This window comes from Candidatus Eremiobacterota bacterium (assembly GCA_031082125.1).
GTDB lineage: Bacteria > Vulcanimicrobiota > CADAWZ01 > CADAWZ01 > Ess09-12 > Ess09-12.
In genome coordinates this window covers 269,214-293,679 of record JAVHLM010000003.1, presented here as the reverse complement: position 1 = coordinate 293,679, position 24,466 = coordinate 269,214, and the positions used below count along the sequence as shown (strand labels likewise).

General features: G+C 55.8%; 24 protein-coding genes. 11 read left to right on the top strand and 13 right to left on the bottom strand.

The window, feature by feature from the left end; all coding sequences use genetic code 11:
* Nucleotides 1-55: 55 nt before the first annotated feature.
* The 4 genes from RDV48_05415 (at nucleotide 56) to glf (ending at nucleotide 4,174) form a co-directional block, all read left to right on the top strand.
* On the top strand, nucleotides 56-1,231 hold the full coding sequence (locus tag RDV48_05415) for a metallophosphoesterase (protein ID MDQ7822216.1): 1,176 nt from the start codon (nucleotides 56-58) through the stop codon (nucleotides 1,229-1,231).
* 290 nt (nucleotides 1,232-1,521) lie between these two features.
* Nucleotides 1,522-2,169, top strand: coding sequence for a class I SAM-dependent methyltransferase (locus tag RDV48_05410; GenBank protein ID MDQ7822215.1), 648 nt, complete (start codon nucleotides 1,522-1,524; stop codon nucleotides 2,167-2,169).
* Between the two features lie 10 nt (nucleotides 2,170-2,179).
* Nucleotides 2,180-3,019, top strand: a complete 840-nt coding sequence (locus RDV48_05405) for a glycosyltransferase (protein MDQ7822214.1) — start codon at nucleotides 2,180-2,182, stop codon at nucleotides 3,017-3,019.
* Nucleotides 3,020-4,174 carry a UDP-galactopyranose mutase gene (glf, locus tag RDV48_05400; protein MDQ7822213.1) on the top strand — a complete coding sequence of 385 codons (1,155 nt, stop codon included), beginning with the start codon at nucleotides 3,020-3,022 and terminating at the stop codon, nucleotides 4,172-4,174. It begins immediately after the preceding gene.
* A 12-nt stretch (nucleotides 4,175-4,186) separates the two neighbouring features.
* Here the strand turns inward: glf and RDV48_05395 are convergent, their stop codons facing one another.
* Together RDV48_05395 and RDV48_05390 are read right to left on the bottom strand one after the other, a co-directional pair.
* Complete coding sequence (locus RDV48_05395) at nucleotides 4,187-5,029, bottom strand: hypothetical protein (GenBank protein ID MDQ7822212.1); 843 nt, start codon at nucleotides 5,027-5,029, stop codon at nucleotides 4,187-4,189.
* A gap of 115 nt (nucleotides 5,030-5,144) precedes the next feature.
* Nucleotides 5,145-5,348 (bottom strand): hypothetical protein, encoded by a 204-nt coding sequence (locus RDV48_05390; GenBank protein MDQ7822211.1) that lies wholly within the window; start codon nucleotides 5,346-5,348, stop codon nucleotides 5,145-5,147.
* A 211-nt stretch (nucleotides 5,349-5,559) separates the two neighbouring features.
* Here RDV48_05390 and RDV48_05385 point away from each other — a divergent pair, with 211 nt between their 5' ends.
* The gene (locus tag RDV48_05385; protein ID MDQ7822210.1) at nucleotides 5,560-6,231 is read left to right on the top strand and encodes a histidine phosphatase family protein; all 672 of its coding nucleotides are present in this window, start codon (nucleotides 5,560-5,562) and stop codon (nucleotides 6,229-6,231) included.
* Between the two features lie 16 nt (nucleotides 6,232-6,247).
* On the opposite strand, the gene RDV48_05380 is transcribed toward RDV48_05385, so the two are convergent.
* Nucleotides 6,248-7,246 carry a hypothetical protein gene (locus RDV48_05380; GenBank protein ID MDQ7822209.1) on the bottom strand — a complete coding sequence of 333 codons (999 nt, stop codon included), beginning with the start codon at nucleotides 7,244-7,246 and terminating at the stop codon, nucleotides 6,248-6,250.
* A gap of 180 nt (nucleotides 7,247-7,426) precedes the next feature.
* On the opposite strand from RDV48_05380, the gene RDV48_05375 reads away from it, so the two are divergent.
* The gene (locus tag RDV48_05375; protein MDQ7822208.1) at nucleotides 7,427-8,194 is read left to right on the top strand and encodes an inositol monophosphatase family protein; all 768 of its coding nucleotides are present in this window, start codon (nucleotides 7,427-7,429) and stop codon (nucleotides 8,192-8,194) included.
* 109 nt (nucleotides 8,195-8,303) lie between these two features.
* On the opposite strand, the gene RDV48_05370 is transcribed toward RDV48_05375, so the two are convergent.
* From RDV48_05370 to RDV48_05360, 3 genes are all read right to left on the bottom strand, one after another.
* On the bottom strand, nucleotides 8,304-9,326 hold the full coding sequence (locus tag RDV48_05370; protein MDQ7822207.1) for a hypothetical protein: 1,023 nt from the start codon (nucleotides 9,324-9,326) through the stop codon (nucleotides 8,304-8,306).
* 98 nt (nucleotides 9,327-9,424) lie between these two features.
* Nucleotides 9,425-10,495: a hypothetical protein gene (locus tag RDV48_05365; protein MDQ7822206.1), complete on the bottom strand. Its 1,071-nt coding sequence runs from the start codon at nucleotides 10,493-10,495 to the stop codon at nucleotides 9,425-9,427.
* A 14-nt stretch (nucleotides 10,496-10,509) separates the two neighbouring features.
* The gene (locus RDV48_05360) at nucleotides 10,510-11,025 is read right to left on the bottom strand and encodes a hypothetical protein (GenBank protein MDQ7822205.1); all 516 of its coding nucleotides are present in this window, start codon (nucleotides 11,023-11,025) and stop codon (nucleotides 10,510-10,512) included.
* A 153-nt stretch (nucleotides 11,026-11,178) separates the two neighbouring features.
* Here RDV48_05360 and RDV48_05355 point away from each other — a divergent pair, with 153 nt between their 5' ends.
* The 4 genes from RDV48_05355 (at nucleotide 11,179) to RDV48_05340 (ending at nucleotide 13,808) form a co-directional block, all read left to right on the top strand.
* Complete coding sequence (locus RDV48_05355; protein ID MDQ7822204.1) at nucleotides 11,179-12,192, top strand: GNAT family N-acetyltransferase; 1,014 nt, start codon at nucleotides 11,179-11,181, stop codon at nucleotides 12,190-12,192.
* 228 nt (nucleotides 12,193-12,420) lie between these two features.
* A complete protein-coding gene (locus RDV48_05350) occupies nucleotides 12,421-12,672 on the top strand; it encodes a hypothetical protein (GenBank protein ID MDQ7822203.1) in 252 nt (83 codons plus the stop codon).
* A 171-nt stretch (nucleotides 12,673-12,843) separates the two neighbouring features.
* Nucleotides 12,844-13,425, top strand: a complete 582-nt coding sequence (locus tag RDV48_05345) for a hypothetical protein (protein ID MDQ7822202.1) — start codon at nucleotides 12,844-12,846, stop codon at nucleotides 13,423-13,425.
* Nucleotides 13,426-13,583: 158 nt separating this feature from the next.
* Nucleotides 13,584-13,808, top strand: coding sequence for a hypothetical protein (locus RDV48_05340; protein ID MDQ7822201.1), 225 nt, complete (start codon nucleotides 13,584-13,586; stop codon nucleotides 13,806-13,808).
* A 3-nt stretch (nucleotides 13,809-13,811) separates the two neighbouring features.
* On the opposite strand, the gene RDV48_05335 is transcribed toward RDV48_05340, so the two are convergent.
* A complete protein-coding gene (locus RDV48_05335; GenBank protein MDQ7822200.1) occupies nucleotides 13,812-15,788 on the bottom strand; it encodes an ankyrin repeat domain-containing protein in 1,977 nt (658 codons plus the stop codon).
* Nucleotides 15,789-15,992: 204 nt separating this feature from the next.
* Between RDV48_05335 and RDV48_05330 the strand changes: the two genes are divergently transcribed.
* The gene (locus RDV48_05330; protein MDQ7822199.1) at nucleotides 15,993-16,973 is read left to right on the top strand and encodes a CehA/McbA family metallohydrolase; all 981 of its coding nucleotides are present in this window, start codon (nucleotides 15,993-15,995) and stop codon (nucleotides 16,971-16,973) included.
* Here the strand turns inward: RDV48_05330 and hydA are convergent.
* The 6 genes from hydA to RDV48_05300 all read right to left on the bottom strand — a co-directional run bounded on the left by hydA (nucleotide 16,945) and on the right by RDV48_05300 (nucleotide 24,457).
* On the bottom strand, nucleotides 16,945-18,348 hold the full coding sequence (hydA, locus tag RDV48_05325) for a dihydropyrimidinase (GenBank protein MDQ7822198.1): 1,404 nt from the start codon (nucleotides 18,346-18,348) through the stop codon (nucleotides 16,945-16,947). The genes RDV48_05330 and hydA overlap by 29 nt on opposite strands.
* Before the next feature lie 19 nt (nucleotides 18,349-18,367).
* On the bottom strand, nucleotides 18,368-19,198 hold the full coding sequence (locus tag RDV48_05320; GenBank protein ID MDQ7822197.1) for a prephenate dehydrogenase/arogenate dehydrogenase family protein: 831 nt from the start codon (nucleotides 19,196-19,198) through the stop codon (nucleotides 18,368-18,370).
* Between the two features lies 1 nt (nucleotide 19,199).
* Nucleotides 19,200-20,252: a prephenate dehydratase gene (gene pheA, locus RDV48_05315; protein MDQ7822196.1), complete on the bottom strand. Its 1,053-nt coding sequence runs from the start codon at nucleotides 20,250-20,252 to the stop codon at nucleotides 19,200-19,202.
* Nucleotides 20,209-21,087, bottom strand: coding sequence for a 3-deoxy-7-phosphoheptulonate synthase (gene aroF / locus RDV48_05310; GenBank protein MDQ7822195.1), 879 nt, complete (start codon nucleotides 21,085-21,087; stop codon nucleotides 20,209-20,211). Before aroF ends, pheA begins: the two co-directional genes overlap by 44 nt.
* 66 nt (nucleotides 21,088-21,153) lie before the next feature.
* On the bottom strand, nucleotides 21,154-22,203 hold the full coding sequence (locus RDV48_05305) for a hypothetical protein (GenBank protein MDQ7822194.1): 1,050 nt from the start codon (nucleotides 22,201-22,203) through the stop codon (nucleotides 21,154-21,156).
* Entirely contained in the window at nucleotides 22,190-24,457 is a 2,268-nt protein-coding gene (locus RDV48_05300; protein MDQ7822193.1) for a glycoside hydrolase family 3 N-terminal domain-containing protein, read from the bottom strand. Before RDV48_05300 ends, RDV48_05305 begins: the two co-directional genes overlap by 14 nt.
* Between the last annotated feature and the right edge of the window lie 9 nt (nucleotides 24,458-24,466).

The following is a 24,466-nucleotide window of genomic DNA, read 5'->3' as shown; positions in this document are numbered from 1 at the left end:
TAATAAGGTATAATCATCTTGAGGGTGAAACCCAGTTTTCGAGAGGAGCAGCGCTATGGTGGGTGAAGTGCAGTTCCCGGCCTTCAGAAACGTCAGTCTCCCTTTCACGGAACCGCAGGCCCGGAATCTTTCAGAGCCTGCAGCAGTCGATGAGCCTGCTGATTCTTTCAAGCCCCGGGGCGATGTCCCTGGTGAGTCTGCGGAGAGGAAAGCCCCTGCTGCCCCTCACGGGGAAGCGGCCGCAAAGAAGAAGCCCAAGAGCAACAAAAAATCAGAACCGGAAAACAATCCGCCTCCCCCGGAAAGCGCCGCATCGCCGGGTAACCTCATAAAGATCCCCCTCATCCACACGAACGACCTTCATGGCGCTACCCGCACCCTCCCTGCCGTTGAAAAGGTTGTTGAAAGGCTGAAGCGTGTCAACCCTGATGCAGTGCTGGTGGATTCGGGCGACGCGGGCAACACGGCCAATCACGGCGACCCCGACCGTTTCGGCAGGATTGTCGAGTTTTTCAACAAGGAAGGCTATACCGCCGTGGTGCCGGGGAACCACGAGTTCCAGTGGGGCAGTGGCGTGGCAGTCAAGGAATATTTCAAAGAGCTCAAGGCGAGAGTCGTAAGCTCCAACCTGCTTGATAAGGATACCCAGAAGCCTATCTCAGGCACTGTCCCATACTTCATAGCCGATATCAAGGGGGTAAAAGTAGGCTTTGTGGGAATTACCACCACAAAGATGCACACACCGCAGCATCCCGAGATGGGCGATGATATTACGGCCCTTTCTGAATCAGCATCCCTTCTCAAGAGCGTCGATGAGATGCGCCATGAAGGCGCAGAGGTCATCGTAGCTCTTGTCCACAAGGGAATCACCGATATCAAGGATGAGGGCAGCCACCTCACCGAGGACTACACCCTCAGTGATGAGGAAGTGCAGCTCAGCATGGAGGAGCTCAAGCACCTTGCCGCCCAGGTTCCTTACATTGACGTCATTGTCGCGGGTCATGACCACAAGACGGCCAACGCGGCCTTTGATACAGGTCCTTACCCTCACAAGACCTATATCGTCGAAGCCGGCTCCCATGGCCGCCAGGTGGGGGAGATTGATCTCTACGTGGACCCTGTGACCAGAAAGGTGATCGACGCCGATATGAAGGTGTACCCGACCAGGAGGTACGTCGTCAATGCCGCGGAAGGGTCCCCCGCTGAAGCAAAGGGCCCTGACAATGCGTAAAACTGGCTGTGGCTTCTGGCGGTGAAGCTGTTGGGTCTTCAGTGACCTTGCACTGGTTCAAATCAATCGGCATGTTTCTGCGCTTCGTGGCAGGCTGCCTCCCGGGCGTCCTGTTCTGTGTAAACCTTTGCGTAGCGGTCGCTTTCTCTCAGGCGCTCCACGTAGATCCCCTGCGCCAGTTTTTCCCGGTGAGCCGATCAAAAAAGGTGCCAACCTGCAGGGGTTTCGGGAACTTTCAGGAAATGATCCGGTATGAAAAAGATCCTGCTGATTCTTTTGTGAGGACGCATATGGAACTCCCTGGAAAGGGCAATCCCTTCCCGAGAAAGCTCTATATCTACCGGTTTCCCTACGGCACGATCAGTGATCTCGTCGGCTATGAGATCTTTATCGCTCTCATGGAAGAGTGCGACCTTTTCCGGCTTGAAGGGGATTTCCTGGAGATAGGGTGCTTCATCGGCGGCGGCACGGCAAAGCTTGCGAAGGCTGCGCTTCCCTGGGGGAAAAAGGTCTATGCCGTCGATATTTTTGACCCGGACGTTGACAGGACCGTCAATACCGCCGGCTATGCAATGGCCGATATCTACCATCTGCTTCTGGGCGGCCGCAACCAGGAAGAGCTTTTTCTCGAGAACACAAGGGAATATCCCAACATCCGCGTGGTGAAAGGCGACTCAAGAACGCTCCGTTTCAGTGAGGACCAGAAATTCGTCTTTGCCTTTCTGGATGGGAACCATGAGCCTGAAGTGGTGAAGCATGATTTCCATGCCATCTGGCCTCATATAGTTCCAGGAGGCATCATGGCCTTTCACGATTACGGGGGCGACCTGCCCCAGACGACAGGGGCGATTGATGAGCTTCTTGATGAACACAGGGAACAGATTGCAAGGAAGGAGACCATTCCCCCGCGATGGCTCATGCTGGTCCTTAAGAAGTAAGGAGGAAGCAGTGATAAAAGATTTTGCCAGCGTCGTGCTGTGCACCTACAACCGCGCCCACCTCTTGAAGCGGTCCCTCAAGTGTTACGCCAGGCAGACCGAGAAGCGCTTCGAGCTTATCATTCTTGACGATGGCTCTTCCGATGACACAGAGGCTCTCGTGAAGTCCTTTTCAGGCCAGCTCAAGATCAGTTACGTGAAGCTCGATGACAAGAAGCCGGGGGAGTGGAGGGATGCCGGCGCCATCGTCAACCGCGGCATCATGAAATCAAGGGGGGAGTTTGTCTACATCGCCCATCCCGAGGTGATGATCTGTTTTGACTGCATTGAAAAGGCCAACAGAACCCTGAGAGCCCACCCCGACCACTACTTTAACTCCCGGACCTATTATCTCACCTTCTCGATGCAGGAGAAGATTGACTCGGTGGACTGGGAGAACGATTTTTATGCCATAAGGAACATAGAGGGATTTTATGACAACAAGGAGCCTCTCTACAAGGAGGAGTACCTCGGCATGGTAATAAACCCGTACAGCACGCCCTCATTTGCCGAGACCTGTGATGAGTGGGAATCCTGGATTTTCGGCGGTATGCTTCGCACGAAGTGGAAGGAATTCGGGGGCCTCAACGAGTCCGATCACTGGGGCACCGTGGATTTCGACTTTATCCAGCGCCGGAGGCTCCTGAACTGGGTGACCAACTCGCCGAAAGACATTTTTGTGATACACCAGAACCATGACAAGGCCGAGGGGCAGTTCCAGCCCACCGTGAGGGATTTTGACTCGATGCTGAAGGACACGGTGAAGCAGTTCGGGAGGAAGCGCAATTTTCTTAAAGATATGGAGCTTTAGATGAGCTTTGAGCACTTCAGGTATCTCGTGGCCGGTGCGGGGTTCTTCGGCGCCACCATAGCGGAAAGAATTGCCGCCGACATGGGAGAGCCCGTGGCCCTTGTTGAAAAGAGAGCCCATATAGGCGGTAACTGCTACACGGAGACTGATCGGGAGACGGGTATAGAATTCCACAAGTACGGCTCCCATATTTTCCATACCTCGAGCGAGGCGGTATGGCGTTATATAAGCAGGTTCTCCCCTTTCAACGATTATCAGCACAAGGTGCTTACCGAGCATAAGGGCAGGGTGTATCAGATGCCCATCAATCTCAGCACCATAAATGCTTTCTATGAAGCCAATTTCAAGCCCTCGGAGGCCCGCGCGTTTCTCTGCAGCGAGATCGAAAAGGAGGGCTCCCCGACACCCTCAAATTTCGAGGAAGTGGCCATTTCCTCCGTGGGAAGGCCTCTCTATGAAGCCCTTATCAGGGGGTACTCCATCAAGCAGTGGGGCGTCGATCCAAGGGAACTTCCCTCTGATATCATGGCAAGGCTTCCCGTATCTTACAGCTATCACAGCAACTATTTCAACGATCCCTGGCAGGGCCTCCCTCTCTGCGGCTACACCGGCGTCTTCGAGAAAATGCTTGCCCACCCCAATATCTCTCTCCATCTCAATACGGACTTTTTTGAGGTGCGCCACCTGCTGGGCGATGACTGCCTGATCGTCTATACGGGGCCTCTTGACCGCTTTTTCAACTACCGGCACGGCAGACTGGCATGGCGGACCTCCCTTTTTGAACGGGAGATCCTTGAGGAGGGAGATTACCAGGGCACGGCCGTGATGAATTATGCAGACTCCGCCGTCCCCTTCACCAGGATCCATGAGTTCAGGCACCTTCACCGCGAGAGAGCCTATGGAGAGAAAAAGACCCTGATATTCCGCGAGTATTCCAAGAGCCTTGAAGGCGATGACGAGCCTTACTACCCTGTGAACAGGAGTGAGGACCGGGAAACCTATGAGCGCTATATGCAGGATTCCCGGGGGCTCAGGAACGTCATTTTCGGCGGAAGGCTGGGAACTTACCGCTATCTCAACATGGACAGGGTGATAGAGGCTGCCCTGAAGGTATACGAAGAGAAGATAAAGGTCCCTTTGCCGCCGTCGCCGTGAAGCCGGGCTCCCCTATTTTTTCTTTTCATCCTGGAATACGGCATCGTCGATGCCCCCGTTTATCCTGTACTCGCCGTACTCAGCCTGGGCTTTGCCCTTCAGGTGCTTCTTGGGAAACTCAAAGTGCCCAATAAGTTTGTCAAATACATGAAAGCCTTCCACCACCCGGTATGAGCTCTCTATGGTCATCATGCCCTTGTCACGGTAATAGGAGACCTGCCTGGAGAAAAGGTAGGACTTTTTATCAACCCATAACTCGTTTTTCAACAGGTCACCCTGCCCCATCACAGGGATAAGCTTCACAAGGAAATAGTCTTTCCCGTTTTCATTGACCTCCTTCACCTTGCCTGTCCACTCCCGGGGGTCGGGGAGGCTCCAGCCGAAGGCCTGGGGATACTGGGCCAGGTAGTGGGGGCCCTTGCTTATCTTGAGCCTGTGCTTGTCAGGTGTCTTGAAATAATAGGTCCCTTCAATGTAAAGAGCAGTGTCGATAATGGAATAGCTCGCCAAGCCCGTTATCCTTATGGGTGATGAGTAATCCTTGAGCCCCGCATTCGCTTCTTTCATCTTCTGGAGCACTGCCTCAAGGCTGAGGGACTTCCCTGCCTCTCCTGGCCCCGGCGTGATGACAGGCGAAGCCTCCGGAGACGGGGAAGGGGGAGGCGAGAGCTGCGGCGCCGGGGATGCTGCAGGTATCCCGGTGGAAGGTGATGTCACCGGTGCCGCTGCCGGGAGAGCCGGAGAGGGAGAAGGTACTTCGCCGCCCTGAGCTGCTGGATGACACAGCAGAGAAAGTGACAGGATAAGGAGAAAAGAGAGAAAGGTGAGGCAGTAGTGTGCCCTTTCCTTTGCCATGGTAATCACTCCCGCTTTCTTTTCCAGATGGTAATCCTCAAGAGAGATATGAAAACAGGGGTGATTTTATTCCATAGAGGTTCCCCCCGGCGGAGGCCGCCCCGGGAGAGCCCCGTCAGTCATTGTCTATTGACACCGCTATCACCGGCAGGGCGCTCCTGTCGGGAGGCGGTGCGCAGATTCCGCAGACTCTCACCCCTGACTTACTGATCCACCATTTCTGGCTTTTGTGGGCAAAGCATATCTCCCTGTCACACCACGCCGATGATTTCATCGCCGGCTTTTTCACGTCATATGCTTCATAAGATAAGGCGTACATGGCAGCAATTCCTCCTATGGTTTTGGATTCATTATAAGGGGGGGGTGTGACATCAGTATGGCAGTCGTTGATATGAAAAAAAATTCAGGCAAGGTGTCGAGGTGAAGAAAGCTCTGCCCGCGATCCGCAGAGTATCATCTCTTGTGTCATGGTCCCTTCTCTGCTATAATAGGAGGTGCACAGTGAAGTCCACACAGGGGGCTCCGTCACGATGAGGATTTATCTGGTCCGCCACGGCGAGACCTCATACAACAAGGAAGGGAAGATGCAGGGCCGCATCGACATTCCTCTTGATAAAGAGGGTGAAGCCCAGGCCGAGGCGCTGGGAGCGTATTTCAAGGATGAAATGGTGAAGAATGACGGGAATTTCTCGGCAGTCTATGCAAGCCCTCTTACAAGGGCTGCCCAGACTGCGGCGCCCGTGGCACAGGCATTGAACCTGCCCGTAAAGAAGGATGGAGGCCTCACGGAGCTGGACATGGGTGAATGGGAGGGGAAGACCAGGAATGAGATCGCTTCCTGGAAGGATGCCCAGGGGGTGCCCCTCTTCCAGAAATGCTTTACCGACCCCCTTCATAATCCCATGCCCGGCGGCGAGACGCTCCCCTCAATGGAACGCAGGGTTACGGCGTCGCTCAACGAGATCATCAGGAACTCCCTGCCCACGGAAAGCGTTGTCTGCATCACTCACGGCGGAGCTATCGCCATAGCGCTCTGCCACGTGCTGGGAAAGAGCCTCCAGGAAGTACCCAGGAACATGGTGCAGAACGCTTCTGTCACTGTCATCGAGGCAGATCAGGATCTGGATCATGGGATGCTTCTCATCCGTGATAATATCTCTCACCTGAAGACACCGCAGGGCTCTCCCCCGAAAAGAGCATAGACTGCCGCCGCGGGCTTCACTCACCGCTGCCCATATGTTTGAAAAGGTCTTCTGTCAATTCCCTTATGTCTTCCTCGGCGCTCATTTTCGCCACAGCCTTTTTGCCGATCTTCTCTTCAACAGCCTGCAGGGGTTCTCTGAGAGACGGGTCTGCAGCGGCAACGAGGACTTCATCATCTGTGAGCCGGCAGGGAAGGAGATGGTGCGCCCGGCAAAACTCAATACCCATGAGGTCTGCGAGATTCTCGTCGATTTCCTCATCGTCGATGTCAAGATATTCGTAATCGGCCCAGCGTGCAATGACTCTCGTGAGGGCCTTGCGCGGGAAAACGCCCTGCTCCGGGAAAAGGGCCTCGACGGGTCTTCCCGTCTTCGAGAGGGCCAGGCATTTTTCATAGAGGGCCTCGGTGAGAAGACCCTCTTCGCGCAGCAGGTCTGCAAGGCTCCCGCTCCTTCCCTCAAGGTGCTTTTCAATAAAACATGCCATGTGCACCTTGTTGAGCTCTGTGAGAGAAGTGGCAGGCTTCATGAGGTTCAGAAGCTTTATGGTGGCTTTCTTTTTATCACTGAGCCCCGAGGGGCAGTCCTGCCGGACCCTTTCAAGGACAAGGGAAATCCGCTCGCCGAAGTTTGAGAATGAGATGATGGTGCCGGCTGAAAAGAGGGAAGAGCCGATTGTCACGGTCTTCTCGTTGAGGGACTTGAGAGTCTCGGCCCTGGAGGGCCATTCCCCGAGAGGGAGCGCTGCAGCTTTCACCAGCTCACTTTCATTGAAGAAGTAGACAAAGCATTCCTCTTCCTCTGCATCAAAGAGAATCGCTGAAAAAGGGGGGGTTCTGCCTGTGAAGTCCAGAAAAATCCTCATGAGGAGAGGATCGGTCAGCTCAAAAGCATGGTCATTCGGTGGCAGCCCCTTTTCCGGTGTTTTTTCCATGGCGGCCTTCTCGCCGGTATAAGGCGATAAGGTGCTCATTTCTTTCTTGGGATGGGACAGGATCTTTTTCAGGAAATCCACCGGAACTCCTTGGGTATCTGGGATCTCACTGCAAATATTCCCTCTTGCCGTGAGCACTCTCCTCTTCCGGAGAAATATTTCCCGGAAGTGCTCAATCTCTGGATCCCATCCAGGAATTTCAGATGCTTCCGGGAAACCATAGAGTGGTATTTCACAGATTATCCAGGGAGAAGAGACGCCATGAAGGATTTCATGTCCCACCTTGCCAGGGGCGCCGGGAAAATACTGCTGAAGTATTTCCGCCGCCCCCTTGAATTCACGGAAAAGAAGGATGCCGGTTTTGTCACGAGGGCTGACCTTGAATCGGAGGCCTATCTCATCGGCGAGATACAGAGAAGGTTTCCCCGGAGCGACATCATCGCCGAAGAGTCGGGGGAGCGCATCGGGAACAATCCTCTCAGGTGGATCATAGACCCTCTTGACGGGACGACAAACTACGGAAACGCCATCCCTTTCTTCGCCGTCTCCATCGCCCTGGAGCAGCAGGGCTCCCTCACCTGCGGTGCCATTTACAACCCCGTCACGGAAGAATATTTTTACGGGGAAAAGGGGAAGGGGGTCTGGCTCAATGATGAGGCCGTCACAATCTCTTCGCAGACTGATCTCTCGAAGGCCGTGCTTGCCACAGGTGACACCTATTACCGCGGCGAGGGGTTCAGAAAGGACATGGAGGTTATTACCAGGGTATACGCACAGTGCCGGGTCGTGAGGCTGCAAGGCTCAGTGGCCCTGGCTCTTGCCTACACCGCAGCGGGAAAGCTTGACGGCTTCTGGCTGGAGCACTGCAACAGCTGGGATGTGGCGGCGGGTATTGTCATGGTGAGGGAAGCAGGCGGGATAGTGGAAGATTTTACAAGAGAAGGACCAGGCGCCGGGATTCCCTCTTCAATCGTGGCGGCAAACCTGCTCCTTCTCCCCGGAATCAGGGACCTCCTCAATCGCCCTTGACAAGAAGCTCTCCAAGAGCCCCGCAGTTGACAGCCGGCTCTGAGGCAGAACAAGAGAGCCCCTCAAAGGGGCTCTCTTGTCATTGTTACCGGTATAAGGACAGGGGTGGTCAGCTTTCCTGCTGATCCTGGTGCCAGGCGAGGAGCGCCCTTGCCGCCCTTGTCTGCTCGCTCACCGCCTCATCGGTGCCTCCCGCGCTGCGGGAAATCTCAAAGCCGCCCTGTCCCGCAGCCTTCTCTATCTCCCGGCAGGCCTGGTAGGAGAAAAAGTCGCCCGAGGCAATCTTGTCCATCAGAAGGGGAGTGACCTGCACTCCCATGGCCACGATCTCTTTGAAGGCTCCTGTCTTGCAGTAGTCGGCAGGATTTGAGGACATGCGCACCCCGGGGGATTTTCGGAAGGCCATCCAGTCCTCATAGCGGCTGTTAAAAGCATCACGTACCCCGGCGGGGACCTGTGCCGCTTTTTCCTTCACGGTCGCCGCAACTTCCTTGGGTATCTCGGGCGGTTGGGCCTGTTTCATTGCCCGCGGCGCTCCTTTCATGGCATAGTATTTCGCAATCTTTCCATAGACGTCACTGTCCAGTTCGTCCCTGTCATGCTGGATCTGCAGGTCCTGCCCGCACTTGCTCTCCCACCGGGGGCCATGATCGGGCCCGGAAATGGAGCCATGAGTGGGCCCCTCGTCATTCACCCAGTGGGCCACAGTGCCCTGTTCAGCGGGAACAAGGCCATAGCCGCCGTAGAAGATGTCAAAGGCCTTGTCGGGAGTGAGGGCGGGGTACATCTGGGGTGGCCAGAACCACTGGTGGGTCTCACCTACTGTCCAGGAGATGCAGTTGTATTCCGGCGTCGCCTCGGCAGATACGACGGCCCTCTCCACGTCAAGCTTCGGGAAGTACTCCCTGAATGATGCCTTTTCCTCTTCCGTCATCGGCCGGGGAAGAGTCCGGGCGGAAACGCCCTCGATGGCCGAGACGCTTTTCGCCTGCCCGGCCTCAGGGGGTTTCCCCCTTTCTGCTCCATTCTTTTCAAAGGCGTCATGCGGCAGGGACATTTCTTCAGGCTTCTCTGCCGGTGCCTGATACGAGCGCGGAACTTGCGGGGAAACTGCCCGTGAGAGAGGATCCATGATCTACCACCCCTTATCTCTGAACCTCTGCACCACCATAGTAGCAGAAAAGAGGTCCCGGGGCAATGAACAAATTATTAATGTACCGGCGCCTCTCTTCAGATCTTGAAGAAGACGGTCTCACCGAGCCGGATCCTTTTCACATATGAGCTGATATCCACTTTTCCCCCCAGCTTTTCGGAGAGGTATTCGGGGTTTCCACAGTGGTAAAGGTAAAACCGAAGCGAAGGCGAAAGCTTTCTGGCCTTCAGAATGATTTCCGGCTCCTCCTCGAAGCCGCCCACATAGAGCGCATTTCTGCGGTCCATGGGGAATTTGCAGTGCATGCAGGTGGCAAAGAGAGCCAGGCCCTCTCTGGTCTTCACCTTGAGGACATTTTCATATTCTGGCTCCTTTTTATAGCCCCGGCGCTCTACCACCCTGGTGCCATCGAGGATCACGTTTTCCCATTTTTTTCTATACTTCCCGTTTATGATGCTCAGGTGATCGGTAAGGACAGTCTCGCCGGGGTGGAGCACTATGGGAGTCCTGGCTTTTACCCTTCTCCCGGTAAGATCTCTGGAATCGAAATAGATCAGGCCTTCCTTCATATCTTCGGTGATGAACACGGGGACATTGGGATAATACTTCTGCATGAGCTCAAAACCGCCGATATAGTTGGGGAGATGGGCGTGAGAGATGATAACGAAGTCAGGGGGCGTGCACAATTCTTTGATTCCGTATGAGGCGAGCTCTCTCTCAAAGAGCATGCGGTTGTAGTTCCATACAGGCGGCCTGGCGCCAAGATCAAAGTAGATTTTCAGCACCCCGTCGGTGATATTCTGCAGCAGAGCTTTCTTGTCGGCGCTCTTTAAGGGAAGGCGGGAAAACATCCTGTAAAGGGGGGTGCTGGCGGTGACTTTTTCTGAAAAGAGAGCCACATTGAAGACTCCCCGGTCATCCTTCAGCAGCTGCCTCTCATAAGGGTAAAGATCACCTGTGGCTGGAAAAATGTCATCGAGGATCGTGAACGTGTTCATCATGGGAACGGGGGAGGCGGCTTCGATACGGCCACCTGACGCCATGACAACAATACAGAGGAGGAAGATCGCGAGCAGTCCTGAGGTTCTGCCTGCCGGGAGCTTGAAGTGAAGAGTGCTGCTTTGATGTATGGGGTGCTTTGATGCCATGATTGTGCCGTTTCTTACTGACTGTGCTGAAGCGGTGCCTCCAGTGGAGCGTATGTGACGCTGAAATAGCCTGGAAGCGAGGGGTGTCTTCTCAGGATCCTCTCATAGTGGCTCCATGAAGGTATCTCCTCGACGGTGGCATAGACTTTCTGGTGCGGGAGGTACACGCACCGGGCGACAGGCTCCGAGTGGTAAGGGAGATAACCTCCCATAAGGCGGCAGGCAAGTGGTCGTGCCCGGTAGACAAGGCATCCACCCTCTCTCAGCAGAAGGGGGCAGGGCGCGGGGGGCTCACCCAGGCGGGGATCGCGCTTTCCGGGAAGAAGGGGGGAAAAATGAAGGGAGAAAGGTGCGCCGATCCTGGAAAGCTCAAGGTCCATGAAGTCAAATTCATAACCTGAGAGCACTATGTGGTATGAGCAGCATTCTCTGCAGGAACCGCAGGGATTTTCTTGCTCAAGCTTCGGCAGGTTGCTGTCAAGGTTCTGGTAAAAGGCGATAAGGTCTGAAAAGTCTTTGTGGGTTCCCATTAAGAATTCCTTGAAGCATGAATTCGAGAGAACACCGTGAAATCCTCTTATTCCCCCTTGACCGATGGCGTAAGAGTGGCATGCCCCATGCCATGGTTTCGGTGCGGCAGGTGAAAGAAGGGCATTCCGTTCCACCTGTTGAAGTCTATATTTATGAATATTGAAGCCAGAGAGGGAACACCAGGGGATATCGAGGAGATCATCGCGCTCTTTGAGGGCAAGGACCAGTTTCTCTCGATGATGTGGTCTTCCATGGGTGACGAGGTGAAGAGCTTTCATGTGAGGAGCCTGAGAAGCAGGGCTCACCTCATAGGCCAGGGAGGCGATTTCAAGGTCTTTGTCGCCGAGAGGAGCGGCGACAGGAAGGCAGTGGCTTACCTTGTACTGTTTCTGGATATTGTGGAGACCATCACGGGGGAGAAGCAGGGCTTTATCTTTGACTACGCCGTCTCCCCTGACCATGCCGGAGGTGATGCCCTTCCCCTGCTTTTCAGGAAGGCCGAGGAGGCAGTGAGGGAGAGAGAGATACAGTACCTGGTGATGGAGATCTTCGCGCAGGACAAGGAAGGCGAGAAGAGGGCTTTCCGGGAAGGCTTCGGGAAGGAAATGAACAGGATTATCCTCAGGACGGCCGTTAAGCCCCTCCCCCGTCATGATCCCGACCCTTTCATTGTCAGAAAAGCGCAGAGCGAGGATCTCTTTTTCGTGTTATGGCTCAACACGCAGTGCGCATCATTCACCATTCCCTCGGGGCGGGACAGGCCCAAGGATGACGTGCAGTACCGGTACCTCCGCATATATTCTGAGCTCTCCCTTGAGGAGAGTGAGGACTTTACCGCCCTCATCATTGAAGATGCCGTCAAGGAGACACCCGTGGGGTATCTTCTGTTCAAGACCAACGCCTGCGATGCCATCACGGGGGCCCGCCTTGGATATGTCTATGACATAGCCATTCACCCTGATTACTGGGGAAAGCGGGCAGCCCAGAGGCTCATGAAGGAAGGCATCAACCTCCTCAGCGAAAAGGGGATCCCCTTCTGCCTCGCCGATATCAGCGAGGGGAACCAGCGAGCCCTGAAGACCGCCATAAAAAGCATCGGTTTTCATCTCGAAAGCATCAGATGGATGAAAAAGCTTGGTGTGATTGAGAGCGCGTCAGGTGCATGAAGACTCTCATCAAGCACGGAGAGTGCATCGGCAAGGCACGGAGGCTTGAGAGCGCCTCCCCCGGAAATCTCATACCAGAGTATGATTCTTCTGTCGAAACCCTTGCTGCCATACTCCTGGCCGAATTGACGAGGCAATTGTTAACAAAAGTTTACATTTAAGGTCTTTACTGGCGATGCCATGAGTGTGATATACAAGTAAAGAACAAAAAACAAGGAGGAAATTATTATGGACGGGATACAGAAAGTGTTTGAGCAGGCCGGCGGAGGGATGGCGAAGGGTATGGAAGGGCTTGGTGAGGTTCTCACCGCACCCCTTGCAAAGCTTAAGGGTGACAAGAAGGATGACAAGGAAGCGGAGAAGAGCGCAGCCCCCGTGATCATCAATATCATCAACCAGGCCAAGGGTGATGAAAGCCAGCAGGGCGGCGCATCTGCCACGGCCTCAGCCTCAGCAGTGGCCGGTGACTGGAAGCAATAAGTCCGGTAAGGAAAACTAGAGGATTCTTCTATCAGAGCGAGGAATATTTATCCCTTGCGGGAGCTCAGCGTGTTCCGCAGGGGATATTTTCATGCTCTGCTCATCGGTGAAAGGGTTCACCGCAGAGAGAATGCAGAGTATATTCTTTTTCACGATGAAAGGAGAACAGCTATGTCCGATGTAGAGGAGGAAGGCGGTTTCTGGAGCAGGATAAGCGGTTCAGACAGGATCATGTGCGACAACTGCGGCCATGGAAATCCCCACGGTGCCGAAATATGCGAGGAGTGCAGCACTCCACTCCCCGGAGAGGGCGATGACGAGGAAACGCTCAACACCGTGATAGGTGAAGTGACAGGCTCCCACGGCAAGATGAAGAAAGTGCCGCTCCAGGATGCCAAGCATCTCAAGAACCTGAGAAAAGCCTGCGAAGGTGTCGAGGCGGGCACCATGACCAAGGACGAGTACCGTCAGGTGGTAAGACCCATCTATACAATGACGCAGATGGGGGTAAACCTCTTCAAGAGTGACGTGGTGAAGAAGAAGCTTGATGACCTGCCGCCCGAGGAAGTGGAGCTCGTGAAGAATACGCAGAACGAGCTTGAGAGGTACCATGATGGGGTCTCCCTCATGCTGGGGTATATTGAGATAGGGAATCCCGCTATGGCAAGGGCAGGCTTCAATACCGTGGAAGACGCCCTCACCAAGCTTGACAGGCTGCAGGACAGGGCCATCGATATCGCTTCGGCCCTTTAGAGGGATGCCCGGGAAGCGCCATAACAACCCGGCCTGGAGGATTCTCCAGGCCTTTGCTTTTTTCAATGAGGCAAGAAAACTTCGCACGCACCCTTTTCCTTTGCCATGAATGATGATATAATAAGAGAAACCTGTTTCTGACTATCGGGAGGACATCAATGGCTGGCTTAAGGCACGTCCCTGATGAAAAGCTCGTAGAAAAATACTACCTTATCCTGAACAACAGAATAGAAGTGCCTCACGGTGAAATACAGGAGCTCCAGCAAGAGCTCAGGAGAAGAGAAATAAACGAGACGCCCGACGACCGCCACATGGAGATATTCATACGCTGCCTTGATGTGGACAGGATACGCCAGTTCGTGAAACAGGCATTCGCAAAGTAGGGCCTATTTCCCCTTCCCGGGCGTCACCGATTCAAGGTAGTCCGCCACGTTGTTGTATCCTTCAAAGCGTGCCATTTCAGCAGCTGTTTTCCCGGAATCAGACTTTATGGTCACATCGGCGCCGGTCTCCACCAGAAGCTTCACCACCGGGAGAAAGCCTGCTTCCGCCGCGTTGTGGAGGGCAGTTCTTCCCTGCTTTGAGCGCTCGTTCACCCTGGCTCCTCCTTTCAGGAGCAGATCGCAGATCTCAGTGAAGCCTCTCTCTGAGGCTGCCATGAGGGGAGTGAATTCCTCCATCTCCGCCTTGAAGTTGGGGTTGGCGCCATGCTTGAGAAGAGTCTCTACAATTTCCGTGTGTCCTTGCATTGCTGCCAGGTGCAGGGGGGTGAGGCCATTCAGTGCCACTACGTTCACGTCTTTTCCCTGGGCGATCCTTTTTTCCAGTATCTCCTTGTTGCCGACAAAGGCGGCAAAATGCAGAATTCTCCATTGGAGAAATGCCTTCTGCCCTATGATTCCGCGGTATTTGTCGCGAAGCTCCTCCACTTTCTTTATGTCACCGCTGTCCAGCGCCGCCCTCATATCTTTCATGTAAAAGTAGTCATAGAAGATATCCTTTTCAGAGTAGTACTTTTCTATATCCTTTTTCTTCATGAACTCTTCTACCGTGGGGGTCTGCAGTGCCGTGGAGTGACCGATGAGGCTGTAAAGCTGCGCGCGAGAGGTAAAGAAATCGTAGAGGACCTGTATTCTCGTCGTGTTGCTGTTGTAGTATGAATTGAAGGCGTCTATCAGCTCCACATCGGATATTTTTCCATTGGCATAGGTGTTATGCATATTTATGAGATACTTTGTTGCCTCATCGACCTGGCGAATGGTGATGGGGTGCTTGCGCACCGAGGCAAGGTAGTTGAAGAAAGTGGTACGTATCTCTGAGAACCGGTCCCTCACGAAGAGATCATAGTCAATCCTGGTCCTGTTGAGCTCTTCCTGCCTGATGGCAACATTTTCCCACCCGGGCAGATCGAGGAAATTGAAAGAAGCCCTTACGCCGAGCGTCCAGAAGGTGTAAGGCGTGTCTTCCTCGCGCTGGTAGCGGGGCGCAAGGTCGAGCTTGGGCATGGTGACGGCTCTCTCATAGGCAACGGAGCTTTCGGCAGCCTTTATATCGTATACTCTTTTCCTGATGGCGGGGCAGAAGACCTTCGCATAGCCGTAGAGGGCTTTTTCAATGCCCACAACTCCCGTGGCCTTCTCTATCTCCTGGAGCTGCCGGTAGTCGTACTCGAACTCCTCGGAGACTTCCACGGGCACCACCTGGAGCTCTTCGTTGATGTTCTTATACTGCAGCAGCTTTCTTAATCCCGTGTAGGCATCGGCAAGGCTGTTTTCATTTTTCACCAGGTCATCCTGGTAGCCGTCTATGAGGACTCTCCAGCGCTCCTCGCTTTTGGGCTCCTTGAGGCCTATCCTTACCAGGGCGCTCACCACCTCATACTGGTGCCTGGCCTTGCTGATCATGTTCTGAATGTGGGCTTTCAGCTTCTTCAGCTTCAGAATGGTGAGATAGGTGACTATCACATCCCTTTCCACCTGTATATTGGTTTCCATGAGCTGAAGGAGCGAGGCGATGCGGATTGCCTTGCTTATATCGAGTTTGTAGGTGAACTCGCCGAAATGGTAAATGGGCTGGATAAGCTCGAAATAGTATTCATGAATGTTGAGGGTGCGGCTCGTACTGTAGGTTTTGGTGTTGAACTTCGCCGAGGAATTTATGGAGGGATAGAAGTTGTAGCGGGCTTTTGTCTCATAGAGGGAGGTGATTTTCAAATCCGATTCTCCCCGCTTGAGGTTCAGGTTCATGTCCCGGGCCATCTCGAGGCACTGCTCAAGGGTGAGCCTTTCTGCAAAGGCTGCCCCGGAGAGGAAAAGGAGAAACAGGAGTGATAAAAGTATGGCACGACGCACGGCAGGACCCATGGCGACTCCTTTGCTGCACAGGCCTGGGGAGCGGTCCCGCAAAACCCCGGCAGGGCGCGGGGCGTTCCCCGGAAGAGTAATGTTTCTCCGCTCCTTTGACGGCTCCTCCCAGGAAGAGGGGGAGGAATAATTCATAGTGCACTGAACATCTATACCTCTGGAGCGGCACACTATGGAATATCCCAGGCTCAGGACGAAACTGCGATGAATGCACGACACCGCATGATACCCATTCTGATGGTGGTCTTTATGGCCCTCCTCCCCGGCATGGCTCCTGCAGAGCCTTCCTGGTACAAGGGAGCCATGCACTGCCATAGCAACGCGTGGGAAGGCGACTCATCGCCGGAGGAGATGGTGAAATGGTACCGCGATCACGGGTATCATTTCCTGGTGCTTACCGATCATGACCGCTTCACCGATGTGACGCAGAGAAAGCTCAACAGCTCAAAAGACTTTCTGGTCATCGCCGGTGAAGAGGTGGGGACCATGGCGGAAAAAAAGGTCATCCATATGAACGCTGTCAATATAAACAGGCATGTAAAGCCCGTCAAGGCAAAGACTGTTGAAGAGGTGCTGGTGAAAACCGTGAAAGCCATCCGCGATGCCGGGGGGATCCCTCTGCTCAACCACCCTTCGTACAAGAACCATATTCTTCCCGTGGAGATAGCAGTCATTGAAGGCTTTTTTCTTATCGAGATTTACAACGCGATGTCCAGCACGGGCCTGGAGAACAGGATACGGTGGGACATGCTGCTTCAGATGGGAAAGAGAGTCTATGGCGTTGCTTCCGATGATGCCCATTACCATAAAAAGAAGAAGAAAGACGGCTGGGGAAATCCCGGCAGGGCCTGGGTGATGGTGAGGGCCCCTGAGCTCACCACTGACGCGCTCATGCGATCTCTCCGCGAGGGCGATTTTTACTGCACCACCGGTGTGGTCCTGTCGGAGCTCTCAGCCAGGGCAGAGGAGTATCGTATAGAGATCACGCCCGAGAAGGACACTGAATATACCGTGACCTTCTGCGGCGCGGCGCGCCGTGTGCTCCAGAAGACGAAGGGTGCAAAAGCTTCCTATCACTATCGCGATGACGATATCTACGTGAGGGCCGAGGTAGAATCTTCACAGGGGAAAATGGCCTTCACGCAGCCGGTGTTTCTCAGAAAGCCCCCGTGGAACAAGCCTTGAGAGTCCTGCCGGGCATGACCCTCCTGGGGAGAAACTGCCCCGGCGACGCCGGCGGGAGGTACTTTCCCCTGTCAACGAGAAGGCTGCCCCTCCGGTATACCTGCTCAATTCTTCCCTTGAGGCTCATTCCCGAGAAGATGGAGTAGTCTGCGGCTGACCCGGTCTCATCTTTGGTGACCACCCAGGAATCTTCCGGTGCCAGGACGGTGATGTCGGCGTCGGACCCGGGGAGAAGGGCGCCTTTCCAGGGCCATAGGCCGTAGCGCCTTGCAGGGTTCTCCGAGAGAAGCTCCACCATTTTGACAATGCTGATTCTTCCCATGGCGGTGCCTTCCGAGTACATGAGCGGCACAAGGGTTCCTACGCCACCGACTCCTTTGGGGATTTTCCTGAAATCGTCCTTTGAGCACTCCTTCTGTGCCCTGGTGAAAGGGCAGTGATCAGTCGTCACGAACTGGAGGTGGTCATTGACGAGCCCTTCCCAGAGGAGCGACTGGTCCCGGGGAGTGCGGAGGGGCGGTGTCATGGTATAAAGACAGCCGTCGGGGCCTTCAAGCTTCGATTCATCAAAGAGAAGGTAGTGGGGGCATGTTTCTGCCGTGAGTGCAATGCCCTCCTGCTGCGCGCGGATGACCTCACCGAGCCCTTCACCCGAGGAGACATGCATGATATGAATAATGGCGCCGGTCTTTTTCGCCAGGTAAGCCATCCTTCTTATGGCCTCGCCCTCGGTGAAAGGCGGCCTTGTTTTTCCGTGCCAGGGCGGGGAAAGTTCATTATTTTCTGAAGCCTCCTCTATGGCGGCCTCTATCATGGTGTCATTCTCGGCATGTATCGATGCCATCCCGCCGTGTTCCGCGCACAGCCTCAAGAGGCGGGCACATCCCCCGTCATCGAGATAAATGCCGGCCGGGCGGTAGGTGGTGTAGATTTTGAATGAGGCGATGCCCGTCCTAATCAGCTCAGGCACTGCTGTCTCCATGGAGGGGGTGTGCTCGCTGATGCAGTAGAAGAGCCCGTAGTCCACGGGACATTCCCGCGCCTCAGCCATCCTTGCCTGCAGAGCGGCAAGAGGCTCCTCCCCCGGCCCTGCGTGCACGAAGTCAAATACGGTCGTGACGCCGCCGAGGGCGGCCGATCTCCCGCCGGTGGCGAAGTCGTCGGCCGAGTAAGTCCCTCCCCCGATGGGAAGGTGAAAGTGCACATGGGCATCCAGCGCCCCCGGGAGCACCAGCTTCCCCCTGACGTCAAGGACATTCTCCTCGCCGGGAATGTCGCCGAGGGCGGCCACTTTCTCTCCCTTGACGGCCACGTCGGCGGAAAAGAGGGAGCCTGCCGTTACCACGGTCCCTCCCTTGAGCACAAAGTCACCCATGGCGATCCTCTCTTCCCTTTCAGGCTTTAATGGCATCCTCCTGCGGTGAAGGGGTCTCTTGAAGGGGCCCGCCGATGTTTTTCCTGAGGCCTGCGAAGAATTTCACCGCCTCGTCGCCGTCGCGCCCCCTGATGATATGCTTCAGGAACTCAAGCCTGTTGGTAATCTGTTCAATCTGTGAAAGAGAGAGATCGTTGAAGAGAATCTCGGCGAGGAGCTGATCATCCTCACCCAGGAGCCCCCTGGCGATCTCGCGGTGCCTTGCGAAGGTCGTGCCGGGCACGGCGTCTTCAGTCATGCAGGCGGCGAAGACAAGCGTTGCCACAAAGGGCGTAGTAAGTGAATAAGCCATCATCCTGTCATGCTCGTCGGCATGGTAATAGAAGATAGTGACGCCCAGATTTTTGAAGAAGCTCTCAAAGAAGGCCTTTCCCTCGTCGGCGGATTCCTTGATGATGACGGCGTTTTCCCGCGAGAGGGCCTTCAGGTTGGCAAAGGTGGGGCCGAACATGGGATGGACCGAGACCCAGCGGCGCGAGGTGCCCCGGTAAAATGCCGGGAGGTTTCCCTTGATGGAGGTCACGTCGGCCAGCAGGCACGATTCCTCCACGTGGGGGAGGGCGCTCTCGAAGGCTTCCACGGTGTTTTTGAGACTTACGGCGTTGAGGAGCAGGTTCGGCCTGTATTCTCCAAGTGCAGCAGGAGCTAAGAAGGTATGAATTGTCTTTTTCCCCTCCATGGCGGCATATCTTGTGCTGTCAATGTCATAAATACCGACCTCGTGGTCTTCTGCAAGGGTCAAGGCAAGCCAGGCTCCCATGTTTCCCGCTCCCAGAATGGCTATTTTCATATCAGGCCCTCCCGTACGACCCCAGCAGCTTGTATTTGACAGTGGCCTTCTCAACTTCTCCAAGTACCGCGGCCACGGCGCGGTCTTCGGGATCTCCCAGCAGATCAAGAAAGAAGACATAGTGGCCCGGGTCATTCCTGAGGGGCCGCGATTCAATCCTCGTGAGGTTGATTCCTGCCTCGGCGAAAAGCCTGAGAACGCCGAAGAGCGTGCCGGCCCGGTGGGCTGCCGAGAACACGATTGAGCACTTTTCACCTTTCATGGGAGCCTTCTCCCTCGAGAGTACGACGAACCGCGTGAAGTTCGAGGGGTGGTCCTCGATGTTCTCCTTGATGACCTGGAGGTTGTAAAGCTCGGCGGCAAGGCTGCTCGCAATGGCTGCCGATGCGTGGGGCATGTCCCTGGCGAGCATTTTCGCCGCACCTGCCGTATCGTAATAAGGACGCATCTCAAGGGCGTTGCGCGTGATAAATCCCCTGCACTGGGCAAGCGCCTGGGGGTGGGAATAAACCACTTTTATCTCCCGGTAATCAGTATCAGGGAGCGCAAGGAGACAGTGATGGACGGGAATCACCACTTCGCCCACTATATGGAGGTCCGTGTCGATCAGCAGGTCATTGACCTGGGTGACGGCGCCCTCGAGAGAGTTTTCCACGGGCACCATGCCGAAGTCAAGTTTTTTTCCCGACACGCTGTCGAAAACATCGGCAAACTCGATACAGGGTATGGGGGCGAGATGGGTGTCCCAGGCGCGCGTTGCCACCTCGCCATAAGCGCCGTGCTCGCCCTGGAATCCTATGAGGCGGTAGCCGTTTTTCTGGAGGCGCTTGCTCTCCCCGATGATGAGCTCGAAGAGGCGCCGGGTAAAGGAGGGATACACAAGGCCTCCCGAGCGCTCGGCCACGTGGTGCATCACTTCCTCCTCGCGGTTTCGGTCTTCCACCTCCTGCTTGAGCTTCTGCGCCCTAAGCGAGAGCTCCATGCGCTCTTCCAGGAGATTTATGAGCTTTTTATCGATGAGATCTATCTTTTCCCTTACCTTTGCAAGATCCATCGGGCTTTACCTCCTTTTCCCCCCGCCTGATGCCCTCAAGGAAACCGTTGAGGGCGGTGACTTTTTTCATTATGTCAGAAAACTGCGATGGCGAAAGGGACTGATCCTTGTCGGAGAGAGCCTCTTCCGGCCTTATGTGGACTTCGAGCATTATCCCGTCTGCCCCGCAGGCGGCCGCCGCGAGGCTCATCGGCTCGATGAGGCTTATTCTCCCCGTGCCGTGGGAGGGATCGACAATCACGGGGAGGTGGGTGAGCTCCTTGAGGGAAGGGACTGCTGAAAGATCAAGGGTGTTGCGCGTATACGTCTCAAAAGTGCGGACGCCGCGCTCGCAGAGGATTACCTGGGAGTTCCCCCCATTCAGGATATATTCGGCGCAGTTAAGCCACTCTTCAAGAGTCGAGTGCATAGCCCTCTTCAGAATTACCGGCTTTCCCGCCCGGCCCACCTCCTTGAGGAGGGAGAAGTTCTGCATGTTGCGGGCCCCTATCTGGAGCATGTCTACAAACTCGCTTACCCATGACACGTCGCGGGTGTCAAGGACTTCGGTGACGACGGGCATCCCGGTCTCACGGCGGGCCTTTTCAAGGAGCTTGAGGGCCTTGAGGCCCAGCCCCTGAAAGGCATAAGGGGAGGTCCTGGGCTTGAAGGCCCCGCCGCGCAGGATCTTCGCCCCCGCCTCTTTCACCGCCCTTGCGGTCTCAATTATCTGCTTCTCGCTCTCGACGCTGCAGGGGCCGGCAATGACGGTGAAGGCGCCCCCTATCTCGCAGCCTCCCACGGTGACCACGGTTTTTTCGACGCCTTTGAGAGCCGCCAGTTTCACGTTTTTCATCTTGATTCTCCCGGGCTTGCATATACCCCTAATGATACCACAAGTCCCCTGAAGAGGCAAGTTGTCTCACTTTCCATGGCCTCCTGCAGGGGGGAGCCAGAATTCCCTGTCCAGGGGGAGAAGGTAGATGCCCCAGCCTCCCCAGGTGCCGTATTCAGGATCGTGGACGAATCTTATGCCGTCGCGCACTGACTCAGAGGCGCTTTGCTCGCTTTTCCAGCCCCCAACGCGGAGGGTGCGCCCGGAGAGGGGCGATGGGGCGATGCCAAGCTTTTCCCGTCTTTCAATGGCTTCCCTTGAAGGCATCGGGGGGGAATAATCACTCGGTTTTCCCGTTACATTGCTGTTACAGCGGTTTTCTTCCTTTCCTGGCACGCAATATTGCCTGTAACTGCTGTTTTCCGATGGAATGTAGTACATCCAGTGGTTTTCGTAAAGGGGATCGGACGACACCTGGGCTCTCATGGCCATTCCTCCTGTCACCTCGATTCTGCGGTCCTTCACCCGGGAGCTGTAATAATAAGGGGAGGAGAAGGAGGGAGCGTCGCGGAGAAACATCCATGTGTCGGCGCGGGCGTCGGTGAAGACAGGGTGAAACTGGTCAGGCCGGTAGAGGACCGCGTCAAATCCGCAGGATTCAAGAAAGGCCGTGGCTGCCAGAGGAAACCGCTCGTAAGCTGCGGGGTCTGTGCCGAACTTTTCCCTGGCGTAGGCGAGGAATATCTGGAAGTTCCCCGGGACACGGGCATCAAAGACATCCCTGAGGGTTGCCGTGCCGGTGACAAAGGTAGTGGCATAGTGAGCCGAAGAAAAGATGTTTATCCCGCCGAAGGATCCTTTTATCCTGCGGGCATCGGCGCGCATGGAGGCAGTGAGCCCGGGGGTGAAATAGCGGGAGATGACCGCTTCGGGGCCGGGTGGGGAATCGTAGAGCTGCCTCGTGTGGCTTTTGCTCTCATAAGCGATGAGAGAGAATGGAGCCGGCACCCCATGGCGGGAGAGGCACTCCCCTGCCATGAGAAGCCATGCCAGGGCAACAATGAAGGCAGAGAGCTTCCGCCGACCGTGTGGCTGAGCGCCTGTTGGCTTCACCGCCGCCGCTCTATTCGATCTCAAGCTTCGCCTCGAGGCCGCCCTGGGAGCTTCCCCCTGCAAAGACAGAGAAAGCTCCGGCCTCGACGGTGCGGACCATCTCCCTGTTATAGAAGGCAAATGAATCAGGCGTGAGGGTGAATGAGACCTTCCTTGCCTCACCGGGTACAAGGTGGATGCGGCTGAAAGCCTTCAGCTCCTTTAAAGGCCTCGTGGCGCTTGCCACATGATCCCGGATATAGAGCTGCACCACCTCGTCGCCTTCCCTGGCGCCGGTGTTCTTTACCGTGACGGAGACCTGGAGGTCTTCACCTCTCTTGATACTGGCCGACGAGAGCTCAAGGCCGCTGTATTCAAAGGTGGTGTAGCTCAGGCCGTGGCCGAAGGGATAGAGAGGCGTCACCGGCACGTCGAGATACTTCGAGGTGAACTTGTCGCTCGCTGACGCGGGACGCCCCGTATTCTTGGCGCTGTAGTATATCGGAATCTGCCCGACGTTTCTCGGGAATGTGACGGGGAGCTTTCCGCCGGGATTATAGTCGCCGAAGATCACGTCGGCGATGGCCCGCGCTCCCATGGTGCCGGGAAACCATGCCTCGACGATTGAGGGGATGTGATCGGCAGCCCACTGGATGGTGAGGGGCCTGCCGTTGAGGAGGACGAGCACCACGGGCTTTTCCGTGGCGTGGAGGGCTTCAAGGAGCTCCTGCTGGCGGCCGGGCAGATCTATCGAGGACCTGCTTGCCGCCTCGCCGCACATGTCCCCGCGCTCTCCCAGCACGGCGACGACCACGTCGGCTGCTTTCGCGGCTTTGACGGCCGCCTCAATCTCACCCGCTTTCGCCGGCCCCTCGATGGGGCAGCCCTGGGAATAGGTGAGCTTGCAGGAGGGGCTAAGCTTCTTCCTCAGCTCGAAGAGGATCGGGACATTGTCCCCGTCCCTTCCCTGGGCGTACCATGAGCCCATGAGGTTCCTGCCGTCATTGGCAAGGGGCCCCACGACAGCGACAGAGGAGAGGGTGGTCTTCAGCGGAAGGGTTTTTCCCTCGTTTTTCAGCAGCACTATCGTCTCACGCGCCATTGCAAGTGCGTCTGTCTTGTGGCTCTCGGCGAGGAGGACCTTGGGTGCGAGGGTGATGTCGGTATAGGGATTCTCAAAGAGCCCCTTCTGGAACTTTATGCGGAGGATGCGCCGTACCGATTCGTCTATGACCGCCATGGGCACTTTCCCCTCGTTGACGAGGGCCGGCAGGCATTCCTGGTAGATCCCGTCGGCCATGTCCATGTCAACGCCCGCAAGCACGCCTTCCATGCCGGCCTGGGCCCTGTTGGCGGCAAAGCCGTGAGGGATGAGCTGGAGTATTGACTCCCAGTCGCTCACCACGAATCCCTTGAATTTCCATTCGTCGCGGAGGATCGTGGTGAGGGTGTAACGGTTTCCCGAGGTGGGCACGCCGTTCAGGTCGTTGAAGGCGCTCATGAAGGTCGCCACGCCTTCCAGAACGGCGGCCTTGAAAGAAGGCAGGTAGATCTCCCTCAGGGAGCGCTCCGGTATTTCGGTGGTATTGTAATCCCTTCCTGCGATGGCGGCGCCGTATCCCACGTAATGCTTGGCGCAGGCTGCCACTGATGACGGCGACGAGAGGTCGCTCCCCTGGTAGCCCCTCACCTGGGCCCTCGCCATGACCGACGTGAGGAAGGGGTCCTCGCCTGATCCCTCGGCAATGCGGCCCCACCGGGGATCACGGGCAATGTCCACCATGGGGGAGAAGGTCCAGTGGATTCCCTCCGAGGCGGCCTCCCTGGCGGCAACCTGGGCACCCTTTTCCACGAGCCCGGGGTTCCACGAGGCCGCCTGCCCGAGAGGAATGGGGAATATGGTGCGGTAACCATGAATGACATCGTAGCCGAAGATGATGGGTATCCCGAGCTTCGATTCCTTCACTGCCACTTTCTGGAGCTCGTTTACTTTTGCCGCGCCGATGCAGTTGAGAAGGGAGCCGAGCATGCCCCTCCTTGCCAGGGCGATGAAGCGCTCCCTGGAAGTTTTGTTCTTATGGAGCTGCCTGTCTTTCTCGCTGCCGGTCATCACCTCGGTCTCAATGGGGCTCTGCCCCTCGGAATACTGCGTCATCTGCCCGAGCTTTTCCTCGAGGCTCATATTTCCAAGGAGCGCCTCGATCCGGGCCTCTATGTCCTGAGGCGGCGGGTCGGCGGCAAAAAGGGGCGCCGCAAGAAGGAGGGCAAAGAGCAAGAGCACGGGGAAGGCTTTTTTCATGGAAATCAC